The following is a 21632-nucleotide window of genomic DNA, read 5'->3' on the forward strand; positions in this document are numbered from 1 at the left end:
GAGGGAGAGGGGGCCGTTTGCATGCACCTCAGGTTCGGCGTCATACAGGTAGCATTTAGGTTGAGCCGACTTAACCTATGCCTTAACCGCCAACCCATACTCGGCGCTGGCGTCCTGCAGCCACAGCCAGATGTAGTCGGCGAAGCTGCGGCGCACCAGCAGTTCCCAGGTTTCCTCGCCGGTATGGCGGATCACCAGTTGCGACTTGGCGAACACCGTGCCGACCGCCTTGCCCACCGGGAAGTTGCTCGGGTGCACGTCGTAGCTGCTGGATTTCATCAGCAGCTCGCGCACCTTGGGCCCGGACAGTTCCACCAGGGTCTGCCCGCCGCTGACGTTGACGATCGAAATATGCTGGCCGTCCAGGGCCGCACGCAGCTTCTGCTCGACCTCGTACTCGGTGCCGCCCGGCACGATCAGCAGCCATTCATCGGGGGCCAGCCATTGCAGCGAACTGTGTTCGTTGGCCACCAGGGTCAGGGCCACCGGCAGTTCCAGACCGGTGGCCTGGTGCACGCCGCCAGCAAAGGCCGAGTCTTTCGCGTCGCCGCGCAGCACCAGATGGCCGAGCAGCTTCTTCTCGCGCAGGGTGATGCCTGCCGAACTCTTGCCCTTGCGTACCAGCTCGTCGAGGCCGGCATGGAACAGCGGCGACTCGCCATGGGCGGCGTCCGGGCGTTGTTTGTAGACGTTGACGTTAGACATTCTGGCGGTCCCCTTTAGGGTCGTAGAACACCGGGCTGACGATTTCCGCTTCCACCAGGCTGCCGTCCACCAGCGGCGCGAATACACGCTCGCCGATGCGCTTGAGGCCGCCCTTGACCAGGGCCATGGCGATGGAATGGTTCAGCGCCGCGCTGGCGTAGCTGGAAGTGACGTGGCCGACCATGTCCATGGGGATGGCCTGCTTGGGATCGAATACCAGTTGTGCGCCTTCGGGCAGCACCTTGTCCGGATCGACCGGTTTAAGACCCACAAGCTGCTTGCGGTTCTCGCGTACACAGTCCTCGCGGTTCATGCCGCGCCAGCCGATCCAGGAGAACGGCTTGGTGCGGCCGACGCACCAGCCCATGCCCAGGTCGTCCGGGGTCACCGAGCCGTCGGTGTCCTGACCGACGATGATGAAACCCTTCTCGGCGCGCAGCACGTGCATGGTCTCGGTGCCGTAGGGGGTCAGGCCATGCTTCTTGCCGGCCTCGATGATCTTTTCCCACACGCCCAGGGCGTAGTCGGCCTGGACGTTGACTTCGTAGGAGAGTTCACCGGTGAAGGAGATGCGGAACACCCGCGCCGGCACGCCGCCGACCTGGCCTTCCTTCCAGGTCATGAAGGGGAAGGCGTCCTTGTCCAGGTCGATGTCGGTGACTTCCGCCAGCAGCTTGCGGCTGTTGGGACCGGACAGGGTCATGGTCGCCCAGTGGTCGGTGACCGAGGTGAAGTACACCTTGAGCTCCGGCCATTCGGTCTGGTGGTAGATTTCCAGCCATTCCAGCACCCGCGCGGCACCGCCGGTGGTGGTGGTCATCAGGAAGTGGTTGTCGGCCAGACAGGCGGTTACACCGTCGTCGAAGACCATGCCGTCTTCCTTGCACATCAGGCCGTAACGGGCCTTGCCCACGTCCAGCTTGGTCCAGGCGTTGGTATACACGCGGTTGAGAAATTCCCGCGCATCCGGGCCCTGGATATCGATCTTGCCCAGGGTCGAGGCATCGAGGATGCCGACGGCGTTACGCACCGCCAGACACTCACGGGCCACGGCGGCGTGCAGGTCTTCACCGGCCTTGGGGAAGTACCAGGGGCGCTTCCACTGACCGACGTCCTCGAACTCGGCACCGTTCTGCAGATGCCAGCGCTGCATGGCGGTGTAGCGCTTGGGCTCGAACAGCGCGCCGCAATGCCGACCGGCGAGCGCGCCGAAGGTCACCGGGGTGTAGTTCGGGCGGAACATGGTGGTGCCCATTTCCGGGATGCTGACCCCCAGGGAACGCGCGGCGATGGCCAGGCCGTTGATATTGCCCAGCTTGCCCTGATCGGTACCGAAGCCCAGCGCGGTGTAGCGCTTGACGTGCTCGACCGACTCGAAGCCTTCACGGGTGGCCTGCTCGATACCGGCGGCGGTCACATCGTTCTGCAGGTCGACGAACTGCTTGGGTGCACGCGCCGTGGGCTTGTCGTGGGGCACCTGGAACAGCGCCACGGCCGGCTCCTCGAAGCGTGTCTCGACCAGCGGCAGGCTGCCACTGCTGGCCTTGAAGCCGGCTTCGGCAGCGGCATTGGCACCGGCCTCGAAGCCATCGGCGAGCACGTCGCCCAGGGCGAACACACCATTCACCGCACCGGCGCACAGGCGCTTCTGGAAACCTTCACCCGGCACGAAGGCGAGGATGTCTTCGCGCCAGGTCGGCCGACCGCCCAGGTGCGAAGCCAGGTGCACCACCGGGCTGTAGCCGCCGGAGCTGACGATCAGGTCGCAGTCGAGCAACTCACCGGGACTGCTGACCTTGTGGCTCTTCAGGTCGATGGCGCAGATCCGCGCACCGGTCACGCGCTTGCTGCCGCGCGCTTCGACCACGGCGCTGCCGGTGAGGATGCGCACGCCACGCTTGCGCGCCTCTTCCACCCAGGTGCCGCGCGGATTGCTCCGTGCATCCGCGACGGCGACCACCTGCAGGCCGGCGTCGAGCCAGTCGAGCACCACACGGTAGGCGTAATCGTTGTTGGTCGACAGCACCAGCTGCTTGCCTGGGGCCACGCCGTAGCGGCGCACATAGGTGGACACCGCGTCGGCCAGCATATTGCCCGGCACGTCGTTATTGGCATACACCAGCGGCCGCTCGTGGGCACCGGTGGCCAGCACCACGCGCTTGGCGCGCACCCGGTGCATACGCTGGCGCAGCATACCGAGCGGTGCGATCTCGCCGAGGTGATCGGTCAGGCGCTGGTGAATGGTGAGGAAGTTGTGGTCGTGATAGCCGTTCACCGTGGCGCGCGGCAGCAGGGTGACTTCCGGCATTTTGCTCAGCTCGGCCAGCGCCTGGGCAGCCCAGTCGGCGGCGGGTTTGCCGTCGAGGGTTTCGCGGGTGCTGAGCAGGCTGCCACCGAACTCTTCCTGTTCGTCGGCGAGGATCACCCGCGCGCCGCTGCGTGCGGCGGCCAACGCTGCGGCCAGACCGGCGCCGCCGCCACCGACCACCAGCACGTCGCAGTGCTGGTTCATGTAGTCGTAGCTGTCCGGGTCATTGGCCTTGGGCGCACGCCCGAGACCTGCGGCCTTACGAATGTACTTCTCGTAGGTCAGCCAGAGGTTCTGCGGGTACATAAAGGTCTTGTAGTAGAAGCCCGGCGGCATCGCCTTGCCGCCGACCTTGCCGAGAATGCCCATGACATCGTTGTTCACGCTCGGCCAGCCGTTGGTGCTGTTGGCCACCAGGCCCGCGTACAGCGCCTGTTGGGTAGCGCGCACGTTGGGGATCTGCGCGGCTTCGGTGCTGCCGATCTGCAGCACGGCATTGGGTTCCTCGGCACCGGCGGCGACGATGCCGCGGGGCCGCGAGTATTTGAAGCTGCGCCCGACTATGTCGACGCCGTTGGCCAGCAGTGCGGCGGCCAGGGTGTCGCCGACAAAGCCCTGGTAGCTCTGGCCGTTGAAGCTGAAACTGAGCGGCTGGCTGCGGTCGATGCGGCCACCTTTGGCAAGACGATTGACCTGACTCATGCCGTTACTCCTTGGTCGACGGCCTTTTTCGCGGCGAGCGAAGCCTCAGTCACGCTGGGCCTCTCACCGATCTTGTAGGTTTCGAGAATTTCGTAGCTCACCGTATGACGGGTGACGTTGAAGTATTTGCGGCAGCCGCTGGCATGGATCCACAGCTCGTGGTGCAGGCCACGCGGGTTGTCGCGGAAGAACAGGTAGTCGCCCCACTCCTCGTCGGTGCAGGCGTTCGGATCCAGAGGGCGCGGAATATGCGCCTGGCCCTTGGCGTGGAACTCCTCTTCGGAACGCAACTCGCCACAGTGAGGGCAGAAAATATGCAGCATGATCGGTACCTCCAGAAAACCTTCCGTCCTCTCCCGCCGGGAGAGGCAGCCTAAATCAGTGCGCAACCCCGGCCGCGCCGTGTTCGTCGATCAGCGCGCCGGTGTGGAAACGCTCGATCGAGAACGCCTTGGCCAGCGGATGCATCTCGCCCTTGGCCAGGCTGGCGGCGAATACGTGGCCCGAACCCGGAGTGGCCTTGAAGCCGCCGGTGCCCCAACCGCAGTTGAAGAACAGGTTCTTCACCGGGGTCTTGGCGATGATCGGGCAGGCGTCCGGCGTGGTGTCGACGATGCCACCCCACTGACGGTTCATGCGCACCCGCGAGAGCACCGGGAACATCTCGACGATGGCCTGCAGGGTGTGTTCGATGGTCGGGTAGGAGCCGCGCTGGCCGTAGCCGTTGTAGCCGTCGATACCGGCACCGATGACCAGGTCGCCCTTGTCCGACTGGCTGATATAGCCGTGTACGGCGTTGGACATGATCACGGTGTCGATGATCGGCTTGATCGGCTCGGACACCAGCGCCTGCAGCGGGTGGGATTCGAGCGGCAGGCGGAAACCGGCGAGCTTGGCCATATGCCCGGAGTTACCCGCGGTGACCACGCCGACGCGCTTGCCGCCGATAAAGCCCTTGTTGGTCTCGACGCCGATGCACACGCCGTTTTCCTTGCGGAAACCTATCACCTCGGTCTGCTGGATCAGGTCCACGCCCAGGGCATCGGCGGCGCGGGCAAAGCCCCAGGCCACGGCGTCGTGACGGGCAACGCCGCCGCGGCGTTGCAGCGAAGCGCCGAGAATCGGGTAACGGGTGTTCTTCGAGCAGTCCAGGTAAGGAATCATCTCCTCCACCTGCTTGGCGTCCACCACTTCGCCATCGATGCCGTTGAGGCGATTGGCGCTGACCCGGCGCTCGATATCGCGCATGTCCTGCAGGGTGTGGCCGAGGTTGAACACGCCGCGCTGGGAGAACATGACGTTGTAGTTGAGGTCCTGGGACAGGCCCTCCCACAGCTTCATGGCATGCTCGTAGAGCTGCGCGGACTCATCCCACAGGTAGTTGGAGCGCACGATGGTGGTGTTGCGTGCGGTGTTACCGCCGCCCAGCCAGCCCTTCTCGACCACGGCGACGTTCTTCACGCCGAATACCTTGGCCAGGTAGTAAGCGGTGGCCAGGCCGTGGCCGCCGCCGCCGACGATAACCACGTCGTACACCGGCTTGGGCGTCGGGTTGCGCCACATGCGCTGCCAGTTTTCGTGGTGGCTGAACGCGTGCTTGATTAGGCCGAAGCCGGAATAACGTTGCATAAAGGTGCTCCTGAAATCGGGTACTACTTGGCCCACCGGTGGACATAACCCTGTAGGAGCCAGCTTGCTGGCTCCTACAAAAGCGCAGCGATTCAGCGATAAACGGGATAATCAGCACACAGACCGGCCGCCAGGGTGGCCACCTGCGCCTCGACATCGGCATCGCCGAGGTGGTCGAGCACATTGCAGATCCAGCCGGCCAGCTCGATGCTCTGGGCTTCTTTCAGACCGCGGGTGGTGATGGCCGGGGTACCGATACGCAGGCCCGAGGTGACGAAGGGCGACTGCGGGTCATTGGGCACGGCGTTCTTGTTGACCGTGATACCGGTGCGCCCCAGCGCAGCATCGGCGTCCTTACCGGTAATGCCCTGCTTGATCAGGCTGACCAGGAACAGGTGGTTGTCGGTACCACCGGACACCACGTCGTAGCCGCGCTCGATAAACACCTTGGCCATGGCCTTGGCGTTGTTGATCACCTGCTGCTGGTAGGCCTTGAAGGCGGGCTCCATGGCTTCCTTGAAACACACTGCCTTGGCGGCGATCACATGCATCAGCGGGCCGCCCTGGGCACCGGGGAATACCGCGGCATTGAGCTTCTTCTCGATCTCGGGATTGCTCTTGGCCAGGATCAGGCCGCCACGCGGACCGCGCAGAGTCTTGTGGGTGGTGGTGGTGACCACGTCGGCGAAGGGAATCGGGTTGGGGTACAGACCGGCAGCGACCAGGCCGGCGACGTGGGCCATATCGACGAACAGTAGCGCGCCAACCTTGTCGGCGATGGCGCGAAAACGCGGGAAGTCCAGGGTCTTCGAATAGGCGCTGAAACCGGCGACGATGATCTTCGGTTTGTGTTCCACGGCCAGACGCTCGACTTCGTCGTAGTCGATCAAGCCGGTGGTGGTATCGATGCCGTACTGCACGGCGTTGTACAGCTTGCCCGAGGACGACACTTTGGCACCGTGGGTCAGGTGGCCGCCATGGGCCAGGCTCATGCCCAGGATGGTGTCGCCGGCATTGATCAGCGCCAGGTACACCGCGCTGTTGGCGGAAGAGCCGGAGTGCGGCTGGACGTTGGCGTAGTCGGCCCCGAACAGCGCCTTGGCGCGGTCGATGGCCAGCTGCTCGACCACATCGACATGCTCGCAACCGCCGTAATAACGCTTGCCCGGATAGCCTTCGGCGTACTTGTTGGTCAGGCCGCTGCCCTGTGCTTCCATCACCCGCTTGCTGCAGTAGTTTTCCGAGGCGATCAGCTCGATATGATGCTCCTGACGGCTCTCCTCGGCGTCGATAGCGCTGAGCAGTTCGTCGTCGTAGCCCTTGATCTGGTCGTTTTTGTTAAACATCACTTATCTCCTGCGGCACCCGGATGCGGTGTCTGTAAATCGGCCATGGGGACTGGCCCCAGTTGCACTCGATGGTATGACTCGCCTCGACAGGTCAGATGCCTATGCACGCCACAGGAGATTGCGTTTGCGACATGCCTGTTTGCGCCATGCAGACAGGCGACAACCCGCCCTAGGCCAGCAAGGATCGGTAGCCGAATGAAATCCGGGGAAAATTGGCCCAGCCGCCCCCGCTCCCGGAGTGCGCCCAGGCTTATTCAGGCGACGAGGCGATGCATCGGCAGTTAGCCCAGCCACTCACGGATGGCCACCAGCACCAGGAAGTGCCCCGGATAGAACAGGTAGGCCCAGCGCCCTACCGGTGGCACGGGCAGCGCCAGCGGCTGACGCAATAGCCAGAGACCGAACAGCGGAGCCAGGGCGCAGCTGAGGATCACCGCCCAGGCGAAGGGATCGCCACGGGCTGCATCGATATAGAACGGTGGCCAGTAATTGCCCAGCAGGCACAGCACCAGCGGCCATACCCAGCCGGGGTTGGGACGTTGCAGGGCGTAGAGAAACGCTGCCGGCAGCAGCGCGCCGGGCAAACCGAACATCAGCCAGGGATGCGCGAACAGCGCCAGCACCAGCGCGCCCAGCCCCAACCAGCGGCGCTGGCCATGGGGATGCTGCGCAGCACTGGCGATCAGCAGGCCCAAGGCCAGGGTCGGCAACACATTGAGCGATTGCGGCGTTTGCACCAGCAGGCGGTAGGGCCACTCGGACAGCAGGGCAAAACCCAGCAGCAGGCCAAGATAGCGCAGCGGTATGGGCCCACGCTCGCCGGCCACGGGGCGTGCCAGGTTGGCGGCAATGGCCAGACAGAACAGTGGAAAAGCCAGCCGCCCGGGGATATAGACAGCGTACAGCTGCGGCCAGACATGGCGCAGGTGGTCAATCAGCATGCTCAGCAGCGCCAGCCACTTGAGCAGGTCCAGCGCAGCATCGCGGGGCGGGCGGCCCGGAGTGGGCAAGGTAGTGGGCATGACGGCAGTTCTGGCTCCGAGGGAGCTCGACCTTAACTCAAGGAGCCGTCATGTCGTTATGCATCACTCCTGCAGTTTGCCGTTGCAGCTGCTGGAGGCCTGCAGTAGACGCTGCTGGATGGCCGGATCAGGCGACGACTGACGACCCATGGCCTGCAGTTCGGCCTCGCTGAACTGGCTGCTGACCTTGTCGGCCGCGCATTCGCAATAGGCCTGCAGCTGCGCCTTGCTGTGCTCCGACTGGGCGCTGGCGACACATTCCCTGGCGAACTCGGCCTTGGCACCGGCGGGCCACTCTTCTGCGGCGGTGGCCGGCAAGGCAAAGGCCAGCGGGGCGAACACTGCAACGAGGTAACGATAATTCATGGGGAACTCCTGTTCGGGGTATATGGCATCGATCCGTATGGGCCGAGCCCTAGCTGTGAGGGTGCCCAGGGCGATGAGTTCCTTTTAATTGCCCCTACCCTCGGCGGACTGTGCCCGCGCGGCGAAGTCAGCCGTCTAGTCTGCCCGCCCCGCTCAATAGCGCCTGGGCTTAACAAGATGTCGCAGCGTCGGCGGCACGCCCCCGGCACTCGCGGCTAGAGTAAGGCCATACGCGCCCTCTCCCGCGCCGCTTATAGAAGGAACTAGCAATGCCCGACACCACCCAACAGTTCGCCAGCGACAACTATTCCGGCATCTGCCCGGAAGCCTGGGCCGCCATGGCCGAGGCCAACCAGGGCCACGACCGCGCCTATGGCGACGACAAGTGGACCGCACGCGCCGCCGACCACTTCCGCCGCCTGTTCGAGACCGACTGCGAAGTGTTCTTCGCCTTCAACGGCACTGCGGCCAACTCTCTGGCCCTGGCCGCCCTGTGTCAGAGCTATCACAGCGTGATCTGCTCGGAGACCGCCCACGTCGAAACCGACGAATGCGGCGCGCCGGAGTTCTTCTCCAACGGCTCCAAGCTGCTGCTGGCCCGTACCGAGAACGGCAAGCTGACCCCGGAGGCGATCCGCGAGATCGCCCTCAAGCGCCAGGATATCCACTACCCCAAGCCGCGGGTGGTGACCCTGACCCAGGCCACCGAGGTCGGCACCGTGTATCGCCCCGAGGAGGTGCGCGCCATCAGCGCGACCTGCCGCGAGCTGGGGCTCAACCTGCATATGGACGGCGCGCGCTTCTCCAACGCCTGCGCCTTTCTCGGCTGCAGCCCGGCCGAGCTGACCTGGAAGGCCGGGGTCGACGTGCTGTGCTTCGGCGGTACCAAGAACGGCATGGCGGTGGGCGAAGCCATCCTGTTCTTCAACAAGGCCCTGGCCGAGGACTTCGACTACCGCTGCAAGCAGGCCGGCCAGCTGGCCTCGAAGATGCGCTACCTGTCGGCACCCTGGGTCGGCATCCTGCAGGACGACGCCTGGCTGCGTTACGCCAATCACGCCAATCATTGCGCACGCCTGCTGGCCGAGCTGGTCGCGGATATCCCCGGGGTCAGCCTGATGTTCCCGGTAGAGGCCAACGGGGTATTCCTGCAGATGTCCGAGGCGGCCCTGGAAACCCTGCGCGGCCAGGGCTGGCGCTTCTACACCTTTATCGGGGCCGGCGGCGCGCGCTTTATGTGCTCCTGGGACACCGACGAGGCACGGGTGCGCCAGCTGGCCGCGGATATTCGTACGGCGATGCAAGCAGCTTAAGCCGCCTCGCCTTGCAGTTCGTCCGGCCGCGCTCCCCAGCCGGACGACTGCGGCTACGCTGTGGGTATCCGAAACCCTTGGCGCAATCGAGCAATGGAGTCCGCCGATGGACAGCAAAGAACCCCTTGAATTGAGCTTGCAGGACCTCAGTCTGGAAGAACTGAGCCTCGAACCACTTGAGCCACCCAGCGCAGAGCCCGTCAAGGCCAAGGCACCGGCCAATTTCAAGATCGACACCCGCGGCAAGACCGAGCGACGCACCCATGGCGACCGGCGCGCGTCGATCCGCTTCGAAGCCGACCGCCGCGCCGGTGAAGACAGGCGTGCCGGGCCCAAGCCCTGGGCTCCGGGAACGGATATCTAAACGGCTAGCCGATGAGTCCATTCTGACGGCTGGGGCTTCTGGGCCAGCTACACCCTGGGCGCGCAACCTATGCCCTCGCCGCGCGCCAGTGATCGCCGCTAGATGGTCCCGCGCAGATTGAAGGCGATATTGTTGGCCTGGCCGCTCTGCTCGCAGCAGTGAGATACCTGGTCAGAGCCGCTCGATACGCCACCGCCTGGACCAGGCGCTCAATACTCGATCGCCACATCACCCTGCGGCACGCTGCAGCAGGAGAGGATATAACCCTCGGCCACGTCTTCATCGGTGATGCCGCCGTTGTGTTCCATGGTCACTTCGCCAGCAGTTTTCATCACCTTGCAGGTGCCGCAGATGCCCATGCCGCAGGCCTTGGGAATATGCAGACCAAGCTTGGCGGCAGCGGCGTGCACGGTTTCACCCGGGTCGACACGGATGCTCTTACCGGTGCTGGTGAAGTCCACCCGGTGCTGGTCGGCCAGTGGTACTGGCGGCACCTCGGCAGCTTCGGCAGCCAGTTCCTTGACTTCCTCGCGCACATCCGCCGGCGTCGCGCCAAAGGATTCCTCGTGATAGCGCTGCATATCAAAGCCATTGCTCTGGAGCAGGCGTTTGACCGCGTTCATATAAGGCGTCGGGCCGCAGCAGAAGATCTCCCGCTCCAGATAATCCGGGGCAATCAGCTCCAGCATCTTCTGGTTGAGGTAACCGCGATAACCGGCCCAGGCCTCGCCCAGACCATGCTTCTCGCAGATCACGTGCAGGCTGAAGTTGTTGATCCGCGCGGCCATATGCTCCAGCTCGCGGTGGTAGATGATGTCCTTGGGCGAGCGCGCGCTGTGCACGAAGACCATGTCGACATTGGCATTGGTGTCGTAGAACCAGCGCGCCATCGACATCACCGGGGTGATGCCGACCCCGCCGCTGAGGTAGAGCACCTTGTCGGCGGGAAAGTCCATGGCATTGAACAGCCCGACCGGGCCATGCACCGGCAGCTCCTGACCTTCCTGCAGGTTGTCGTGCAACCAGTTGGAAACCTTGCCACCCGGCACCCGCTTGATGGTGACGGAAAAGCTATAAGGCACCGACGGTGAACTGGAAATGGTGTAGGAGCGCATCACCTGTTGGCCTTCGATCTCCAGTTCCAGGGTCACGAACTGCCCAGGCTTGAAGAAGTGCAACACCGGCTGATCGGCCATAAAGCAGAAGGTGCGTACATCCCAGGTTTCCTGGATGACTTTGACGCAACGCACCATATGCCGACCGTTGCTCCAGGTCTGCGTGGTAACCGGGTTGAGGAAGTCGTTGGTCGTCGTCATGGACGTCTCTCCGCGTGGCCGGACATCGGCCTTGTATGGAGCGATTGTGCGTACTGGCGCAGGCGCTCATTTATCTACCAGCGACATTTACATACTTATCGCGACCGGCCGCACAACCGGTGGTTTGCCGCGTCGGAAACGGATGTAAGCATGTCGCCCATAGGCAAGGTTTGCCCCACGCCCAGCGCCACACTCATCACCAGCCGAACAAGAAGGTCACGAGCGTATTCCCCGTTCACCCGACGCACCAGCGGCAGGTGCCGAACGAGGCAATAACGCCACCTTGCGTGAGGGGCTGCTGGCGTAGCGATAAGACTCGCAATGCGTCGACAGACCAGATAACCGATTAGCCACTTTTTGCGGCGACTCGCATTGCGAGTCGCCATTGAGGAGCCACCGATGGACGTTACTTCCACCCTGAGCCTGGGCGACCCGCTGGAGCCCGCACGCAAGGCCACCGCCGAGATGCTGCAGAACCGCGAGCGCGCCTTCTCCCTGCCGCAGCCGTTCTACAGCGATGAGCGGCTGTTCAAGATCGATATGCAGGAGATCTTCCACAAGGAGTGGCTGATCGCCGGCATGACGTGCGAGATCCCGGCCAAGGGCAACTTCCTCACCCTGCAGATTGGCGACAACCCGATCATGGTGATCCGCGGGGCCGATGGCGTGGTGCATGCGTTTCACAACGTCTGCCGCCATCGCGGCTCGCGCCTGTGCACCAGCGACAAGGGCAAGGTGGCCAAGCTGGTGTGTCCCTACCACCAGTGGACCTACGAGCTGGACGGTCGCCTGCTGTTCGCCGGCAGCGAAATGGGTGCGGATTTCGACCTCAAGGACTACAGCCTCAAGCCGGTCAACTGCAAGGTCGCGGGCGGCTACATCTTTATCTCCCTGGCGCAAAACCCGCCGGCCATCGATGACTTTCTCAGCACCCTGGCTCACTACATGGAGCCCTACGACATGGAAAACACCAAGGTGGCGGTGCAAACCACCTTGATGGAAAAAGCCAACTGGAAGCTGGTGATGGAGAACAACCGCGAGTGCTACCACTGCAACGGCTCGCACCCGGAGCTGCTCAATACCCTGCTGGAGTGGGATGACGTCACCGACCCGCGCGCCACCCAGGCGTTCAAGGATCAGGTCAGCGAATGCACCACCCGCTGGGACAAGGACAAGATTCCTTACGCCCACGCCAGCTTCGGCCTGCGTAACCGCATCGTGCGCATGCCGCTGCTCAAGGGCACCGTCTCCATGACCCTGGACGGCAAGCAGGGCTGCAAGAAGCTGATGGGCCGCATCACCGACCCGGACCTGGGCTCGATGCGCATCCTGCATCTGCCGCATTCGTGGAACCACTGCATGGGCGATCACATGATCGTCTTCACCGTGTGGCCAATCAGCGCCCAGGAAACCATGGTCACCACCAAGTGGCTGGTGCACAAGGATGCGGTGGAAGGCGTCGATTACGACGTGGCCCGCCTGCGTCAGGTATGGGATGCCACCAACGATCAGGACCGCCGTCTGGCCGAAGAGAACCAGCGCGGCATCAACTCCACCGCCTACCAACCCGGCCCCTACTCGAAGACCTACGAGTTCGGCGTGGTCAACTTTATCGACTGGTACAGCGAGCGCATGCTGAGCAACCTGGGTGCAGAGCCTGCTTCTTATCTGCGCCAGGTCGGCAAGGAGTAAAACTTATGTCCTGGGGCCTGATGCTGCTGATCGGACTGACCCTCTACGGCCTCGCCGCTGGCCGGCGAGCGCGCCCGCCCGAGGACACCGCAACACACTGAGACCCACCTCAAGGGTCTGCTTTGGCCCCTGCCGGAAACCCCGGGCAGGGGCTTTTTTTTGCGCTGTAGCAACTGCCTGTTGCATGGAGCACTGCTACCTAAAGCCCTGGTGCGCAAGGCGCACCCTGCAGAAGGCGGCCCAAGCGCTTGTTCCGCCACCCGCCCCAGCCAGGACCGCCACGAGCACCCAACGGCCACCGCCTGAGCTGTCCTGCCAGGCGGCATATCCACCCGCGACCCGGCTTTGACGCTTTCGGCAATACCCCAGTCGTTTTTGCACCGGGCTGCCCAGGCCCTCGGGGATATGCTCAGTCCAAAGCGCCAACAATGGGTTTGGCGATACAGCTAAAAGGGGACTGCCTGATGAGCCCAGCCGAATTGCACGCCGACAGCATCGTTATCGATGGCCTGATCATTGCCAAGTGGAACCGCGAACTGTTCGAAGACATGCGCAAAGGCGGCCTGACCGCGGCCAACTGCACAGTCTCGGTGTGGGAAGGCTTCCAGGCCACGGTGAACAATATCGCCGCCAGCCAGAAGCTGTTCCGCGAGAACAGCGACCTGGTGATGCCGGTGCGCACCACCGCCGACATCCGCAAGGCTAAAGAGCAGGGCAAGACCGGCATCCTCTTCGGCTTCCAGAACGCCCATGCCTTCGAGGACCAGATCGGCTATGTCGAGGTGTTCAAGCAGCTCGGCGTGGGCATCGTGCAGATGTGCTACAACACCCAGAACCTGGTCGGCACCGGCTGCTACGAACGCGATGGCGGTCTGTCCGGCTTCGGCCGCGAGATCGTCGCCGAGATGAACCGCGTCGGCATCATGTGCGACCTGTCCCACGTCGGCTCCAAGACCAGCGAGGAAGTCATCCTCGAATCGAAAAAGCCGGTGTGCTACTCCCACTGCCTGCCGTCCGGCCTGAAGGAGCACCCGCGCAACAAGTCCGATGACGAGCTGAAGTTCATCGCCGACCACGGCGGCTTCGTCGGCGTGACCATGTTCGCGCCCTTCCTGGCCAAAGGCATCGACTCGACCATCGACGACTACGCCGAGGCCATCGAGTACGTGATGAACCTGGTCGGCGAAGATGCCATCGGCATCGGCACCGACTTCACCCAGGGCCACGGCCAGGACTTCTTCGAGTACCTGACCCACGACAAGGGCTACGCCCGCCGCCTGACCAACTTCGGCAAGATCGTCAACCCGCTGGGCATCCGCACCGTGGGCGAATTCCCCAACCTCACCGAAACCCTGCTCAAGCGCGGCATGCCCGAGCGCGTGGTGCGCAAGGTGATGGGCGAGAACTGGGTAAGGGTTCTGGCGGACGTCTGGGGCGAATGATCAATACCTCGCGGGCCCTGCGGGCCGGTTGGTGGGTTACGCCTGCGGCTAACCCACCCTACGCAAAGCACACCAAACACTATCCGTAGGATGGGTCGGGCCGCGCAGGTTGAGCGCAGCGATACCCATCAAGCAACACCACCGAACTCTGGAGTACTGAACACATGGCTACCCACGCACCCGAAATGCCGATTCAGGTCGACGACGAAACCGGCGTCTGGACCACCGATGCCCTGCCGATGCTCTATGTGCCGCGGCATTTCTTCGTCAACAACCATATCGGTATCGAGGAAGTCCTGGGTGCCGAGGCCTATGCCGAGATCCTCTACAAGGCCGGCTACAAGTCCGCCTGGCACTGGTGCGAGAAGGAAGCCGAATGCCACGGCCTCTCCGGCGTAGCGGTGTTCGAGCACTATATGAAGCGCCTGTCGCAACGCGGCTGGGGCCTGTTCGAGATCGAAGCCATCGATTTGGAGCACGGCACCGCGTCGGTGAAGCTCAAGCATTCGGCCTTTGTCTATGTCTACGGCAAGTGCGGGCGCAAGGTCGACTATATGTTTACCGGCTGGTTCGCCGGTGCCATGGACCAGATTCTCCAGGCCCAGGGCAGCAGCATCCGCACCCGGGCCGAGCAGGTCTATGGCGGTTCAGAAGAAGGCCACGACGACGGCCTGTTTGTTGTTAAGCCGCTCTGATCGGGAGATACCGCCATGGCTTTCGAAGCAATGTTCCAGCCGATTCAGATCGGCAAACTGACCATCCGCAACCGCGTGCTCAGCACCGCCCACGCCGAGGTCTACGCCACCGACGGCGGCATGACCACCGAGCGTTACGTCAAGTATTACGAAGAGAAGGCCAAGGGCGGCATCGGCCTGGCCATCTGTGGCGGCTCCTCGGTGGTGGCCATCGACAGCCCGCAGCAGTGGTGGAGTTCGGTCAATCTGTCCACCGACCGGATCATTCCGCACTTCCAGAACCTGGCCGACGCCATGCATAAGCATGGTGCCAAGATCATGATCCAGATTACCCACATGGGCCGCCGCTCGCGCTGGGACGGCTTCCACTGGCCGACCCTGATGTCGCCGTCGGGCATCCGCGAGCCGGTGCACCGCGCCACCTGCAAGACCATCGAACCGGAAGAGATCTGGCGGGTGATCGGCAACTACGCCAGCGCCGCACGCCGGGCCAAGGAAGGTGGCCTGGACGGCGTCGAACTGTCCGCCGTGCACCAGCACATGATCGACCAGTTCTGGTCGCCGCGCGTGAACAAGCGCACCGACGAATGGGGCGGCACCTTCGAGGGCCGCATGAAGTTCGGCCTGGAAGTGCTCAAGGCCGTGCGTGCCGAGGTCGGCGACGACTTCTGCGTGGGCATGCGCATCTGCGGCGACGAGTTCCACCCGGACGGCCTGTCCCACGAGGACATGAAGCAGATCGCTGCCTATTACGACGCCACCGGCATGCTCGACTTCATAGGCGTGGTGGGTTCTGGCTGCGACACCCACAACACCCTGGCCAACGTCATTCCCAACATGAGCTACCCGCCGGAGCCCTTCCTCCATCTGGCAGCCGGGATCAAGGAAGTGGTCAAGGTACCGGTGCTGCACGCGCAGAACATCAAGGACCCGAACCAGGCCACCCGCATCCTCGAAGGCGGCTACGTCGACATGGTCGGCATGACCCGTGCGCATATCGCCGACCCGCACCTGATCGCCAAGATCAAGATGGGTCAGGTCGACCAGATCAAGCAGTGCGTCGGTGCCAACTACTGCATCGACCGCCAGTACCAGGGGCTGGACGTACTGTGCATTCAGAACGCGGCGACTTCGCGCGAATATATGGGCCTGCCGCATATCATCGAAAAAACCAGCGGGCCGAAGCGCAAGGTAGTGATCGTCGGCGGTGGCCCGGCTGGGATGGAAGCGGCCCGCGTCGCCGCCGAGCGCGGCCATGACGTCACCCTGTTCGAGAAGAAGGACAGCCTCGGCGGGCAGATCAGCCTGGCGGCCAAGGCTCCGCAACGCGACCAGATGGCCGGCATCACCCGCTGGTTCCAGCTGGAACTGGCGCGCCTGAATATCGACCTGCGCCTGGGCACCGGTGCCGACGCGGAAAGCATCATGGACCTGCGCCCGGACATCGTCGTCCTGGCCAACGGCGGCCACCCCTTTATCGAGCAGAACGAGCACTGGGGCGCGGCCGAAGGCCTGGTGGTCAGCAGCTGGGACATCCTCGGCGGCACCGTCGCGCCGGGCAACAACGTGCTGGTATACGACACCATCTGCGAGTTCACCGGTATGTCGGTGGCCGACTTCATCGCCGAGAAAGGTGCCAAGGTGGAGATCGTCACCGACGATATCAAGCCGGGCGTGGCCATCGGCGGCACCAGCTTCCCCACCTACTACCGCAGCCTGTACCCCAAGGAAGTGATCATGACCGGCGACCTGATGCTGGAAAAGGTCTACCGCGAAGGCGACAAGCTGGTGGCGGTGCTGGAGAACGAATACACCGGGGCCAAGGAAGAACGCGTGGTCGACCAGGTGGTGGTGGAGAACGGCGTACGTCCGGACGAAAGACTCTACTACGCGCTCAAGGAAGGCTCGCGCAACAAGGGCCAGATCGATGTCGAGGCACTGTTCGCGATCAAGCCGCAGCCTTGTCTGTCCGAGGCGGGCGACGGCTATCTGCTGTTCCGAATCGGCGACTGCGTGGCCCAGCGCAACACCCACGCGGCGATCTACGACGCGTTGCGGTTGTGCAAGGATTTCTAACGCGCAAGTCGCTCCGCAGGGTGGGTTAGTCGCGCAGCGGCGTAACCCACCAATCGGATCACCAGACAGGCCAGTGCCTGATGCATCGACGGTGGGTTACGCCGCAGGCTAACCCACCCTACGTGGTTACTCGGTCCCTCTAAGGAGACCCGATGATGTTGAACACCCTACTCCCCATTCTGCTGTTCGCCGCCTTGGCCCTTGCGGTCATCGGTGCGGGCAAGCGTTTTCTGATGTGGCGTCGTGGCCGTCCTAGCCGAGTCGATTGGCTGGGCGGTCTGCTGGCCATGCCGCGGCGCTATATGGTCGATCTGCACCATGTGGTGGCCCGCGACAAATACATCGCCAACACCCACGTCGCCACCGCCGGCGGCTTCGTCCTGGCCGCGGTGCTGGCGATTGTCGTGCACGGTTTCGGCCTGCACAGCCGTATTCTCGGTGTCGCCCTGCTGGCGGCCTGTGCACTGATGTTTGGCGGCGCACTGTTCGTTGCCAAGCGCCGCCTCGACCCGCCATCGCGGCTGTCGAAAGGCCCGTGGATGCGCCTGCCGAAAAGCCTGCTGATGTTCTCGGTAAGCTTCTTTATCGCCACCCTGCCGGTGGCCGGGATTCTGCCGGAAGGCTTTTCGTTAACAGGAGCAGGCGGCTGGATTCTCGCCCTGCTGCTGACTGTCGGCGTGGCCTGGGGCGTGTCGGAACTGTTCTTCGGCATGACCTGGGGCGGGCCGATGAAGCACGCCTTTGCCGGTGCCCTGCACCTGGCCTGGCACCGCCGCAGCGAACGCTTCGGTGGCGGTCGTTCGACCGGACTGAAGGCGCTGAACCTGGATGATCCCCTGGCTCCGCTGGGGGTGGAAAAGCCCACGGACTTTACTTGGAACCAGCTGCTCGGCTTCGACGCCTGCGTGCAGTGCGGCAAGTGCGAGGCCGCCTGCCCGGCCTTCGCCGCCGGCCAGCCACTCAATCCGAAGAAGCTGATCCAGGACATGGTGGTCGGCCTGGCCGGCGGCAGCGATGCCAAGTTCGCCGGCTCTCCGTATCCAGGAAAAGCCATTGGCGAACACAGCGGTGGCCCGCACCTGCCGATCGTCAACCTGCAAGGCAAGGCCCTGGTCGATGCCGAAACGCTATGGTCATGCACCACCTGCCGCGCCTGCGTCGAGGAGTGCCCGATGATGATCGAGCACGTCGATGCCATCGTCGATATGCGCCGCCACCTGACCCTGGAAAAAGGCGCGACGCCGAACAAGGGTGCCGAAGTGCTGGATAACCTGATCGCCACCGACAACCCCGGCGGCTTCGCCCCCGGCGGACGCCTGAACTGGGCGGCGGACCTGAACCTGCCGCTTATGGCCGACAAGGGCAGCGCCGATGTGCTGTTCTGGGTTGGCGACGGTGCCTTCGATATGCGCAACCAGCGCACCCTGCGTGCCTTTGTCAAAGTATTGAAGGCCGCCAAGGTCGACTTCGCCGTACTCGGTCTGGAAGAGCGCGACAGTGGCGACGTGGCCCGTCGCCTGGGCGATGAAGCGACCTTCCAGCTGCTGGCCAAGCGCAATATCGCCACCCTGGCGAAGTACCAGTTCAACACCATCGTCTCCTGCGACCCGCACAGCTTCCATGTGCTGAAGAACGAGTACGGCGAGCTGGGTGGACGCTACCAGGTGCTGCACCACAGCACCTATATGGAACAGCTGATCAGCGGCCAGAAGCTCAACCTGGGCCAACACAAAGGCGGCAGCGTGACCTATCACGACCCCTGCTACCTGGGCCGCTATAACGGCGAGTACGAAGCGCCGCGCGCGGTGCTCAATGCCATCGGTATCGAAGTCAAGGAAATGCAGCGCTCGGGCTTCCGCTCCCGTTGCTGTGGCGGTGGCGGCGGCGCGCCGATCACCGATATTCCCGGCAAGCAGCGCATCCCCGATATGCGCATGGTCGACATCAAGGAGACCGGGGCCGAGTTGGTCGCCGTCGGCTGCCCGCAGTGCACGGCGATGCTCGAAGGCGTGGTCGGCGTGCGCCCCGAGGTCAAGGATATTGCCGAACTGGTGGCCGATGTATTGATCGAGGGCGCGGTCGAGGCCAAGAAGCCGGCACCGGCCCCCCGTGAAATAGCCGAGGTAAGCCCATGAGCGACATTATCCGCCGTGACCCACGGGCCGAATGGATCGCCCGCAACCGCCTGCACCCGCTGCATGCCGCGTTGCAGAAGGTCGAAGCCAGCTGGATGGGGCCCAATGGGGTAATCCGCAAGAACCCCCATGCGCAGGGCTTTATCGGCCCCAACGGGCTCAAACGTATCGACCGCTCCGGCAGTCAGCAGGGCGGCAGCCAGAAGCGCAGCGCGGCCAACGCCGTGGTGCAGTTGCCGCTGCATATCATCGAACAACCGGCGTTCTATATCGCCGTGGTGCCGGATATGGTCGGCGGCCGCCTGAGCGCCCACGACAAGGACCTACTCGGCCTGGCGCACAAACTCGCCGGGGCCGACGGCGCGGTGCTGGCCGTGGTGTTCGGTGAACACAAGGAAAGCGCCTTCGACTGCAATGGCGTCGATCGCCTGCTGCAATTCGATGCCGACGGCTTCGACGGTTACACCCCGGAAGCCCGAGTGTTGGCTCTGAGCGCGGTGGAACGGCAACTGACACCGCGTCATTGGCTGCTGCCCGACAGCCGTACCGGTGGTGGCGAGCTGGGCCGGCGACTGGCTGCCAAGCTCGGCGAGCGCCCGGCCACGCGGGTCTGGCAGGTGGCCGACGGTATCGCCAGCGGGCGTGCCGGGGCCGGCCGCGAAGACCTGGTGCAGCAAGCGCCACGGCTGATCCTGGCCGCAGTGGAATGTGCCGAGCCGGTCAGCGAAACCCGCCATGAGGTGCGCCCCCTGGCGCTCAACGAAGCCCTGGTCAGCCACTTGCCACGGATTCAGGACCTCGGTGCGGTGGCGGTCGATCCGGCGCAGATCCCCATGGCCGAGGCCGAGTTCATCCTCTCTGGCGGCAACGGGGTAAAGGACTGGGCGCTGTTTCATCAGGCCGCCGCCGCACTGGGGGCGACCGAAGGAGCCTCGCGAGTGGCGGTGGACGATGGCTTTATGGGCCGCGAGCGTCAGGTCGGCGCGTCCGGCATCTGGGTCACAGCGCGGGTTTATGTGGCAGTCGGCATTAGCGGGGCGATCCAGCATCTGCAAGGCATAGGTGCCTGCGACAAGGTGGTGGCGATCAACCTCGATCCGACCTGCGACATGATCAAGCGCGCCGACCTCTCGGTGATCGGCGAGTCCGCGGCCATTCTGCAGGCGCTGATCGAACGGGTCGCCGCCCATCGGCAGGGAGCAGAACGCGATGCGGCATAAGGTAGCCCGGATGCAATCCGGGGCCCTCAACACCGATTCCCGGATTGCATCCGGGCTACGGGGGATGTATGACTGACTTGAATATCGTTGCTCTGGTCTCCGTGGGTGCCCACCCAACCTCCGGGCGGCCACGCCGCGCCGAACAGGATGCCCGCGCGGTCGAGCTGGGCCTGTGCCTGGCTGGCGAGCGCCTGCAGGTGCTGCACGCCGGCGATCCACAGCAGGACGCGCTGCGTGCCTACCTGGGCATGGGCCTTGACCAGATCACGGTGCTGGAGCAGCCGGCCAACAGCGATGCGCTGCCGGTGCTGGTGGACTACCTGGCCGATTCCAACGCACAGCTGGTATTGACTGGCAGTCAGGCGGAAACCGGCGAAGGTTCCGGCATGTTGCCTTTTCTGCTGGCCGAACAGCTCGGCTGGCCACTGGTGGTGGGCCTGGCGGCAGTGGAGCAGGTCAACAACGGTATGGCCCAGGTGCTGCAGGCCCTGCCGCGCGGCCAGCGCCGTCGCCTGCAAGTGCGCCTGCCGTTTGTCGCCTGTGTCGATAACGCGGCACCGACTGCTCGGCAGAGTGCGTTCGGCCCGGCCCGGCGTGGCCTGTTGAGCGCCGAAGAGGTGGCGTTGGTCGCCGATCCATTATTTGCCAACGCACAGCTGCAGCCCGCCAGGCCCAGGCCCAAACGCCTCAAGGTGATCAAAGCCAAGACCGGTGCCGAACGGATGAAGGCCGCCACGGCCAAGGCTTCCGGCGGCGGTGGCCAAGTGCTCAAAGATGTATCGCCACAGGCCGGGGCCGAAGCTATCTTCAAATTACTGCTGGAAGAAGGCGTGCTGCGCTAAACGCGGTCGCCGATTAAACAGATAGGTAGGATGGATCGGGCCGCGCCGGTAGAGCTGGCGATACCCATCGCGGTGCCTGAGTTCAGCATGGCTATCGCTGCGCTCCACCCATCCTACGCAACGACGCAACCCAAATAGCTCCACTGGAGGATTTGACCATGATGCATGCCGACCTGATCGATCAGGAAGATCTACGCGAACGCCTGGTGGCACTGGGGCTGTCGATCCCCCCCGGAGTCAGCGCCGAACAGGCCTGTGAGCTGGCGGTCAGCGGCCTCAGCCCGGACCGGGCACAGGCCCTGCGCCGACTGGTGGAAGAACTGCTGGGCGGCAGCGCCACCCTGTTGCCGAATGTGCGCGAAGCGATCTCGCGTACCCTGTTGCCGGCACTGGTGCCGCGCTAAGCCCTGGCGGACAAGGCTGCGCCATGTCCGCCCTACCCGTTAGATGCTCCGC

At 64.0% G+C, this 21632-nt stretch carries 18 protein-coding genes; 10 read left to right on the plus strand and 8 right to left on the minus strand.

The features are described from left to right. Positions 1-75: 75 nt before the first annotated feature. The 7 genes from WMW70_RS12440 to WMW70_RS12470 form a co-directional block, all read right to left on the minus strand. On the minus strand, positions 76-705 hold the full coding sequence (locus WMW70_RS12440; RefSeq protein WP_341437821.1) for a sarcosine oxidase subunit gamma: 630 nt from the start codon (positions 703-705) through the stop codon (positions 76-78). Continuing rightward, a complete protein-coding gene (locus tag WMW70_RS12445; protein WP_341437822.1) occupies positions 698-3715 on the minus strand; it encodes a sarcosine oxidase subunit alpha in 3018 nt (1005 codons plus the stop codon). The genes WMW70_RS12440 and WMW70_RS12445 overlap by 8 nt, the downstream gene beginning before the upstream one ends. Next, positions 3712-4038 (minus strand): sarcosine oxidase subunit delta, encoded by a 327-nt coding sequence (locus WMW70_RS12450; protein WP_341437823.1) that lies wholly within the window; start codon positions 4036-4038, stop codon positions 3712-3714. Before WMW70_RS12450 ends, WMW70_RS12445 begins: the two co-directional genes overlap by 4 nt. 55 nt (positions 4039-4093) lie before the next feature. Beyond that, positions 4094-5344 (minus strand): sarcosine oxidase subunit beta family protein, encoded by a 1251-nt coding sequence (locus WMW70_RS12455; protein ID WP_341437824.1) that lies wholly within the window; start codon positions 5342-5344, stop codon positions 4094-4096. Positions 5345-5436: 92 nt separating this feature from the next. Beyond that, a complete protein-coding gene (gene glyA, locus WMW70_RS12460; RefSeq protein WP_341437825.1) occupies positions 5437-6690 on the minus strand; it encodes a serine hydroxymethyltransferase in 1254 nt (417 codons plus the stop codon). A 284-nt stretch (positions 6691-6974) separates the two neighbouring features. After that, the gene (locus WMW70_RS12465) at positions 6975-7715 is read right to left on the minus strand and encodes a TraX family protein (protein WP_341437826.1); all 741 of its coding nucleotides are present in this window, start codon (positions 7713-7715) and stop codon (positions 6975-6977) included. A gap of 63 nt (positions 7716-7778) precedes the next feature. Further along, positions 7779-8081 (minus strand): hypothetical protein, encoded by a 303-nt coding sequence (locus WMW70_RS12470; RefSeq protein WP_341437827.1) that lies wholly within the window; start codon positions 8079-8081, stop codon positions 7779-7781. Positions 8082-8350: 269 nt separating this feature from the next. On the opposite strand from WMW70_RS12470, the gene WMW70_RS12475 reads away from it, so the two are divergent. Both WMW70_RS12475 and WMW70_RS12480 read left to right on the plus strand, forming a co-directional pair. Continuing rightward, complete coding sequence (locus WMW70_RS12475) at positions 8351-9394, plus strand: threonine aldolase family protein (protein ID WP_341437828.1); 1044 nt, start codon at positions 8351-8353, stop codon at positions 9392-9394. Positions 9395-9500: 106 nt separating this feature from the next. Continuing rightward, positions 9501-9758: a hypothetical protein gene (locus WMW70_RS12480; protein WP_341437829.1), complete on the plus strand. Its 258-nt coding sequence runs from the start codon at positions 9501-9503 to the stop codon at positions 9756-9758. A gap of 209 nt (positions 9759-9967) precedes the next feature. Here WMW70_RS12480 and gbcB read toward each other — a convergent pair whose 3' ends face one another. Next, the gene (gene gbcB, locus WMW70_RS12485; RefSeq protein WP_341437830.1) at positions 9968-11074 is read right to left on the minus strand and encodes a glycine-betaine demethylase subunit GbcB; all 1107 of its coding nucleotides are present in this window, start codon (positions 11072-11074) and stop codon (positions 9968-9970) included. Between the two features lie 399 nt (positions 11075-11473). On the opposite strand from gbcB, the gene gbcA reads away from it, so the two are divergent. The 8 genes from gbcA to WMW70_RS12525 all read left to right on the plus strand — a co-directional run bounded on the left by gbcA (position 11474) and on the right by WMW70_RS12525 (position 21580). Continuing rightward, positions 11474-12766 carry a glycine-betaine demethylase subunit GbcA gene (gene gbcA / locus WMW70_RS12490; protein ID WP_341437831.1) on the plus strand — a complete coding sequence of 431 codons (1293 nt, stop codon included), beginning with the start codon at positions 11474-11476 and terminating at the stop codon, positions 12764-12766. 464 nt (positions 12767-13230) lie between these two features. After that, positions 13231-14208 carry a dipeptidase gene (locus tag WMW70_RS12495; protein ID WP_341437832.1) on the plus strand — a complete coding sequence of 326 codons (978 nt, stop codon included), beginning with the start codon at positions 13231-13233 and terminating at the stop codon, positions 14206-14208. A gap of 164 nt (positions 14209-14372) precedes the next feature. Continuing rightward, on the plus strand, positions 14373-14903 hold the full coding sequence (locus tag WMW70_RS12500; protein WP_341437833.1) for a DUF5943 domain-containing protein: 531 nt from the start codon (positions 14373-14375) through the stop codon (positions 14901-14903). Positions 14904-14918: 15 nt separating this feature from the next. After that, positions 14919-16979: a dimethylglycine demethylation protein DgcA gene (gene dgcA / locus WMW70_RS12505; RefSeq protein ID WP_341437834.1), complete on the plus strand. Its 2061-nt coding sequence runs from the start codon at positions 14919-14921 to the stop codon at positions 16977-16979. A gap of 155 nt (positions 16980-17134) precedes the next feature. After that, complete coding sequence (gene dgcB, locus WMW70_RS12510) at positions 17135-19114, plus strand: dimethylglycine demethylation protein DgcB (RefSeq protein WP_341438048.1); 1980 nt, start codon at positions 17135-17137, stop codon at positions 19112-19114. Next, the gene (gene etfA / locus WMW70_RS12515; protein WP_341437835.1) at positions 19111-20334 is read left to right on the plus strand and encodes an electron transfer flavoprotein subunit alpha; all 1224 of its coding nucleotides are present in this window, start codon (positions 19111-19113) and stop codon (positions 20332-20334) included. Before dgcB ends, etfA begins: the two co-directional genes overlap by 4 nt. Before the next feature lie 68 nt (positions 20335-20402). Continuing rightward, positions 20403-21176, plus strand: a complete 774-nt coding sequence (gene etfB / locus WMW70_RS12520; protein WP_341437836.1) for an electron transfer flavoprotein subunit beta — start codon at positions 20403-20405, stop codon at positions 21174-21176. Between the two features lie 158 nt (positions 21177-21334). Then, positions 21335-21580: a hypothetical protein gene (locus WMW70_RS12525; protein ID WP_341437837.1), complete on the plus strand. Its 246-nt coding sequence runs from the start codon at positions 21335-21337 to the stop codon at positions 21578-21580. Positions 21581-21632 lie beyond the last annotated feature (52 nt).

Origin of the sequence: Pseudomonas sp. XK-1 (assembly GCF_038069885.1) — a bacterium.
In the GTDB taxonomy this organism is placed as follows: Bacteria; Pseudomonadota; Gammaproteobacteria; order Pseudomonadales; family Pseudomonadaceae; genus Aquipseudomonas.

Excerpts from the sequence above, each read along its gene's own strand:
- WMW70_RS12440 (WP_341437821.1), bottom strand. The coding sequence starts at position 705 with ATGTCTAACGTCAACGTCTACAAACAACGCCCGGACGCCGCCCATGGC.
- WMW70_RS12445 (WP_341437822.1), bottom strand. The coding sequence starts at position 3,715 with ATGAGTCAGGTCAATCGTCTTGCCAAAGGTGGCCGCATCGACCGCAGC.
- WMW70_RS12450 (WP_341437823.1), bottom strand. The coding sequence starts at position 4,038 with ATGCTGCATATTTTCTGCCCTCACTGTGGCGAGTTGCGTTCCGAAGAG.
- WMW70_RS12455 (WP_341437824.1), bottom strand. The coding sequence starts at position 5,344 with ATGCAACGTTATTCCGGCTTCGGCCTAATCAAGCACGCGTTCAGCCAC.
- glyA (WP_341437825.1), bottom strand. The coding sequence starts at position 6,690 with ATGTTTAACAAAAACGACCAGATCAAGGGCTACGACGACGAACTGCTC.
- WMW70_RS12465 (WP_341437826.1), bottom strand. The coding sequence starts at position 7,715 with ATGCCCACTACCTTGCCCACTCCGGGCCGCCCGCCCCGCGATGCTGCG.
- WMW70_RS12470 (WP_341437827.1), bottom strand. The coding sequence starts at position 8,081 with ATGAATTATCGTTACCTCGTTGCAGTGTTCGCCCCGCTGGCCTTTGCC.
- WMW70_RS12475 (WP_341437828.1), top strand. The coding sequence starts at position 8,351 with ATGCCCGACACCACCCAACAGTTCGCCAGCGACAACTATTCCGGCATC.
- WMW70_RS12480 (WP_341437829.1), top strand. The coding sequence starts at position 9,501 with ATGGACAGCAAAGAACCCCTTGAATTGAGCTTGCAGGACCTCAGTCTG.
- gbcB (WP_341437830.1), bottom strand. The coding sequence starts at position 11,074 with ATGACGACGACCAACGACTTCCTCAACCCGGTTACCACGCAGACCTGG.
- gbcA (WP_341437831.1), top strand. The coding sequence starts at position 11,474 with ATGGACGTTACTTCCACCCTGAGCCTGGGCGACCCGCTGGAGCCCGCA.
- WMW70_RS12495 (WP_341437832.1), top strand. The coding sequence starts at position 13,231 with ATGAGCCCAGCCGAATTGCACGCCGACAGCATCGTTATCGATGGCCTG.
- WMW70_RS12500 (WP_341437833.1), top strand. The coding sequence starts at position 14,373 with ATGGCTACCCACGCACCCGAAATGCCGATTCAGGTCGACGACGAAACC.
- dgcA (WP_341437834.1), top strand. The coding sequence starts at position 14,919 with ATGGCTTTCGAAGCAATGTTCCAGCCGATTCAGATCGGCAAACTGACC.
- dgcB (WP_341438048.1), top strand. The coding sequence starts at position 17,135 with ATGTTGAACACCCTACTCCCCATTCTGCTGTTCGCCGCCTTGGCCCTT.
- etfA (WP_341437835.1), top strand. The coding sequence starts at position 19,111 with ATGAGCGACATTATCCGCCGTGACCCACGGGCCGAATGGATCGCCCGC.
- etfB (WP_341437836.1), top strand. The coding sequence starts at position 20,403 with ATGACTGACTTGAATATCGTTGCTCTGGTCTCCGTGGGTGCCCACCCA.
- WMW70_RS12525 (WP_341437837.1), top strand. The coding sequence starts at position 21,335 with ATGATGCATGCCGACCTGATCGATCAGGAAGATCTACGCGAACGCCTG.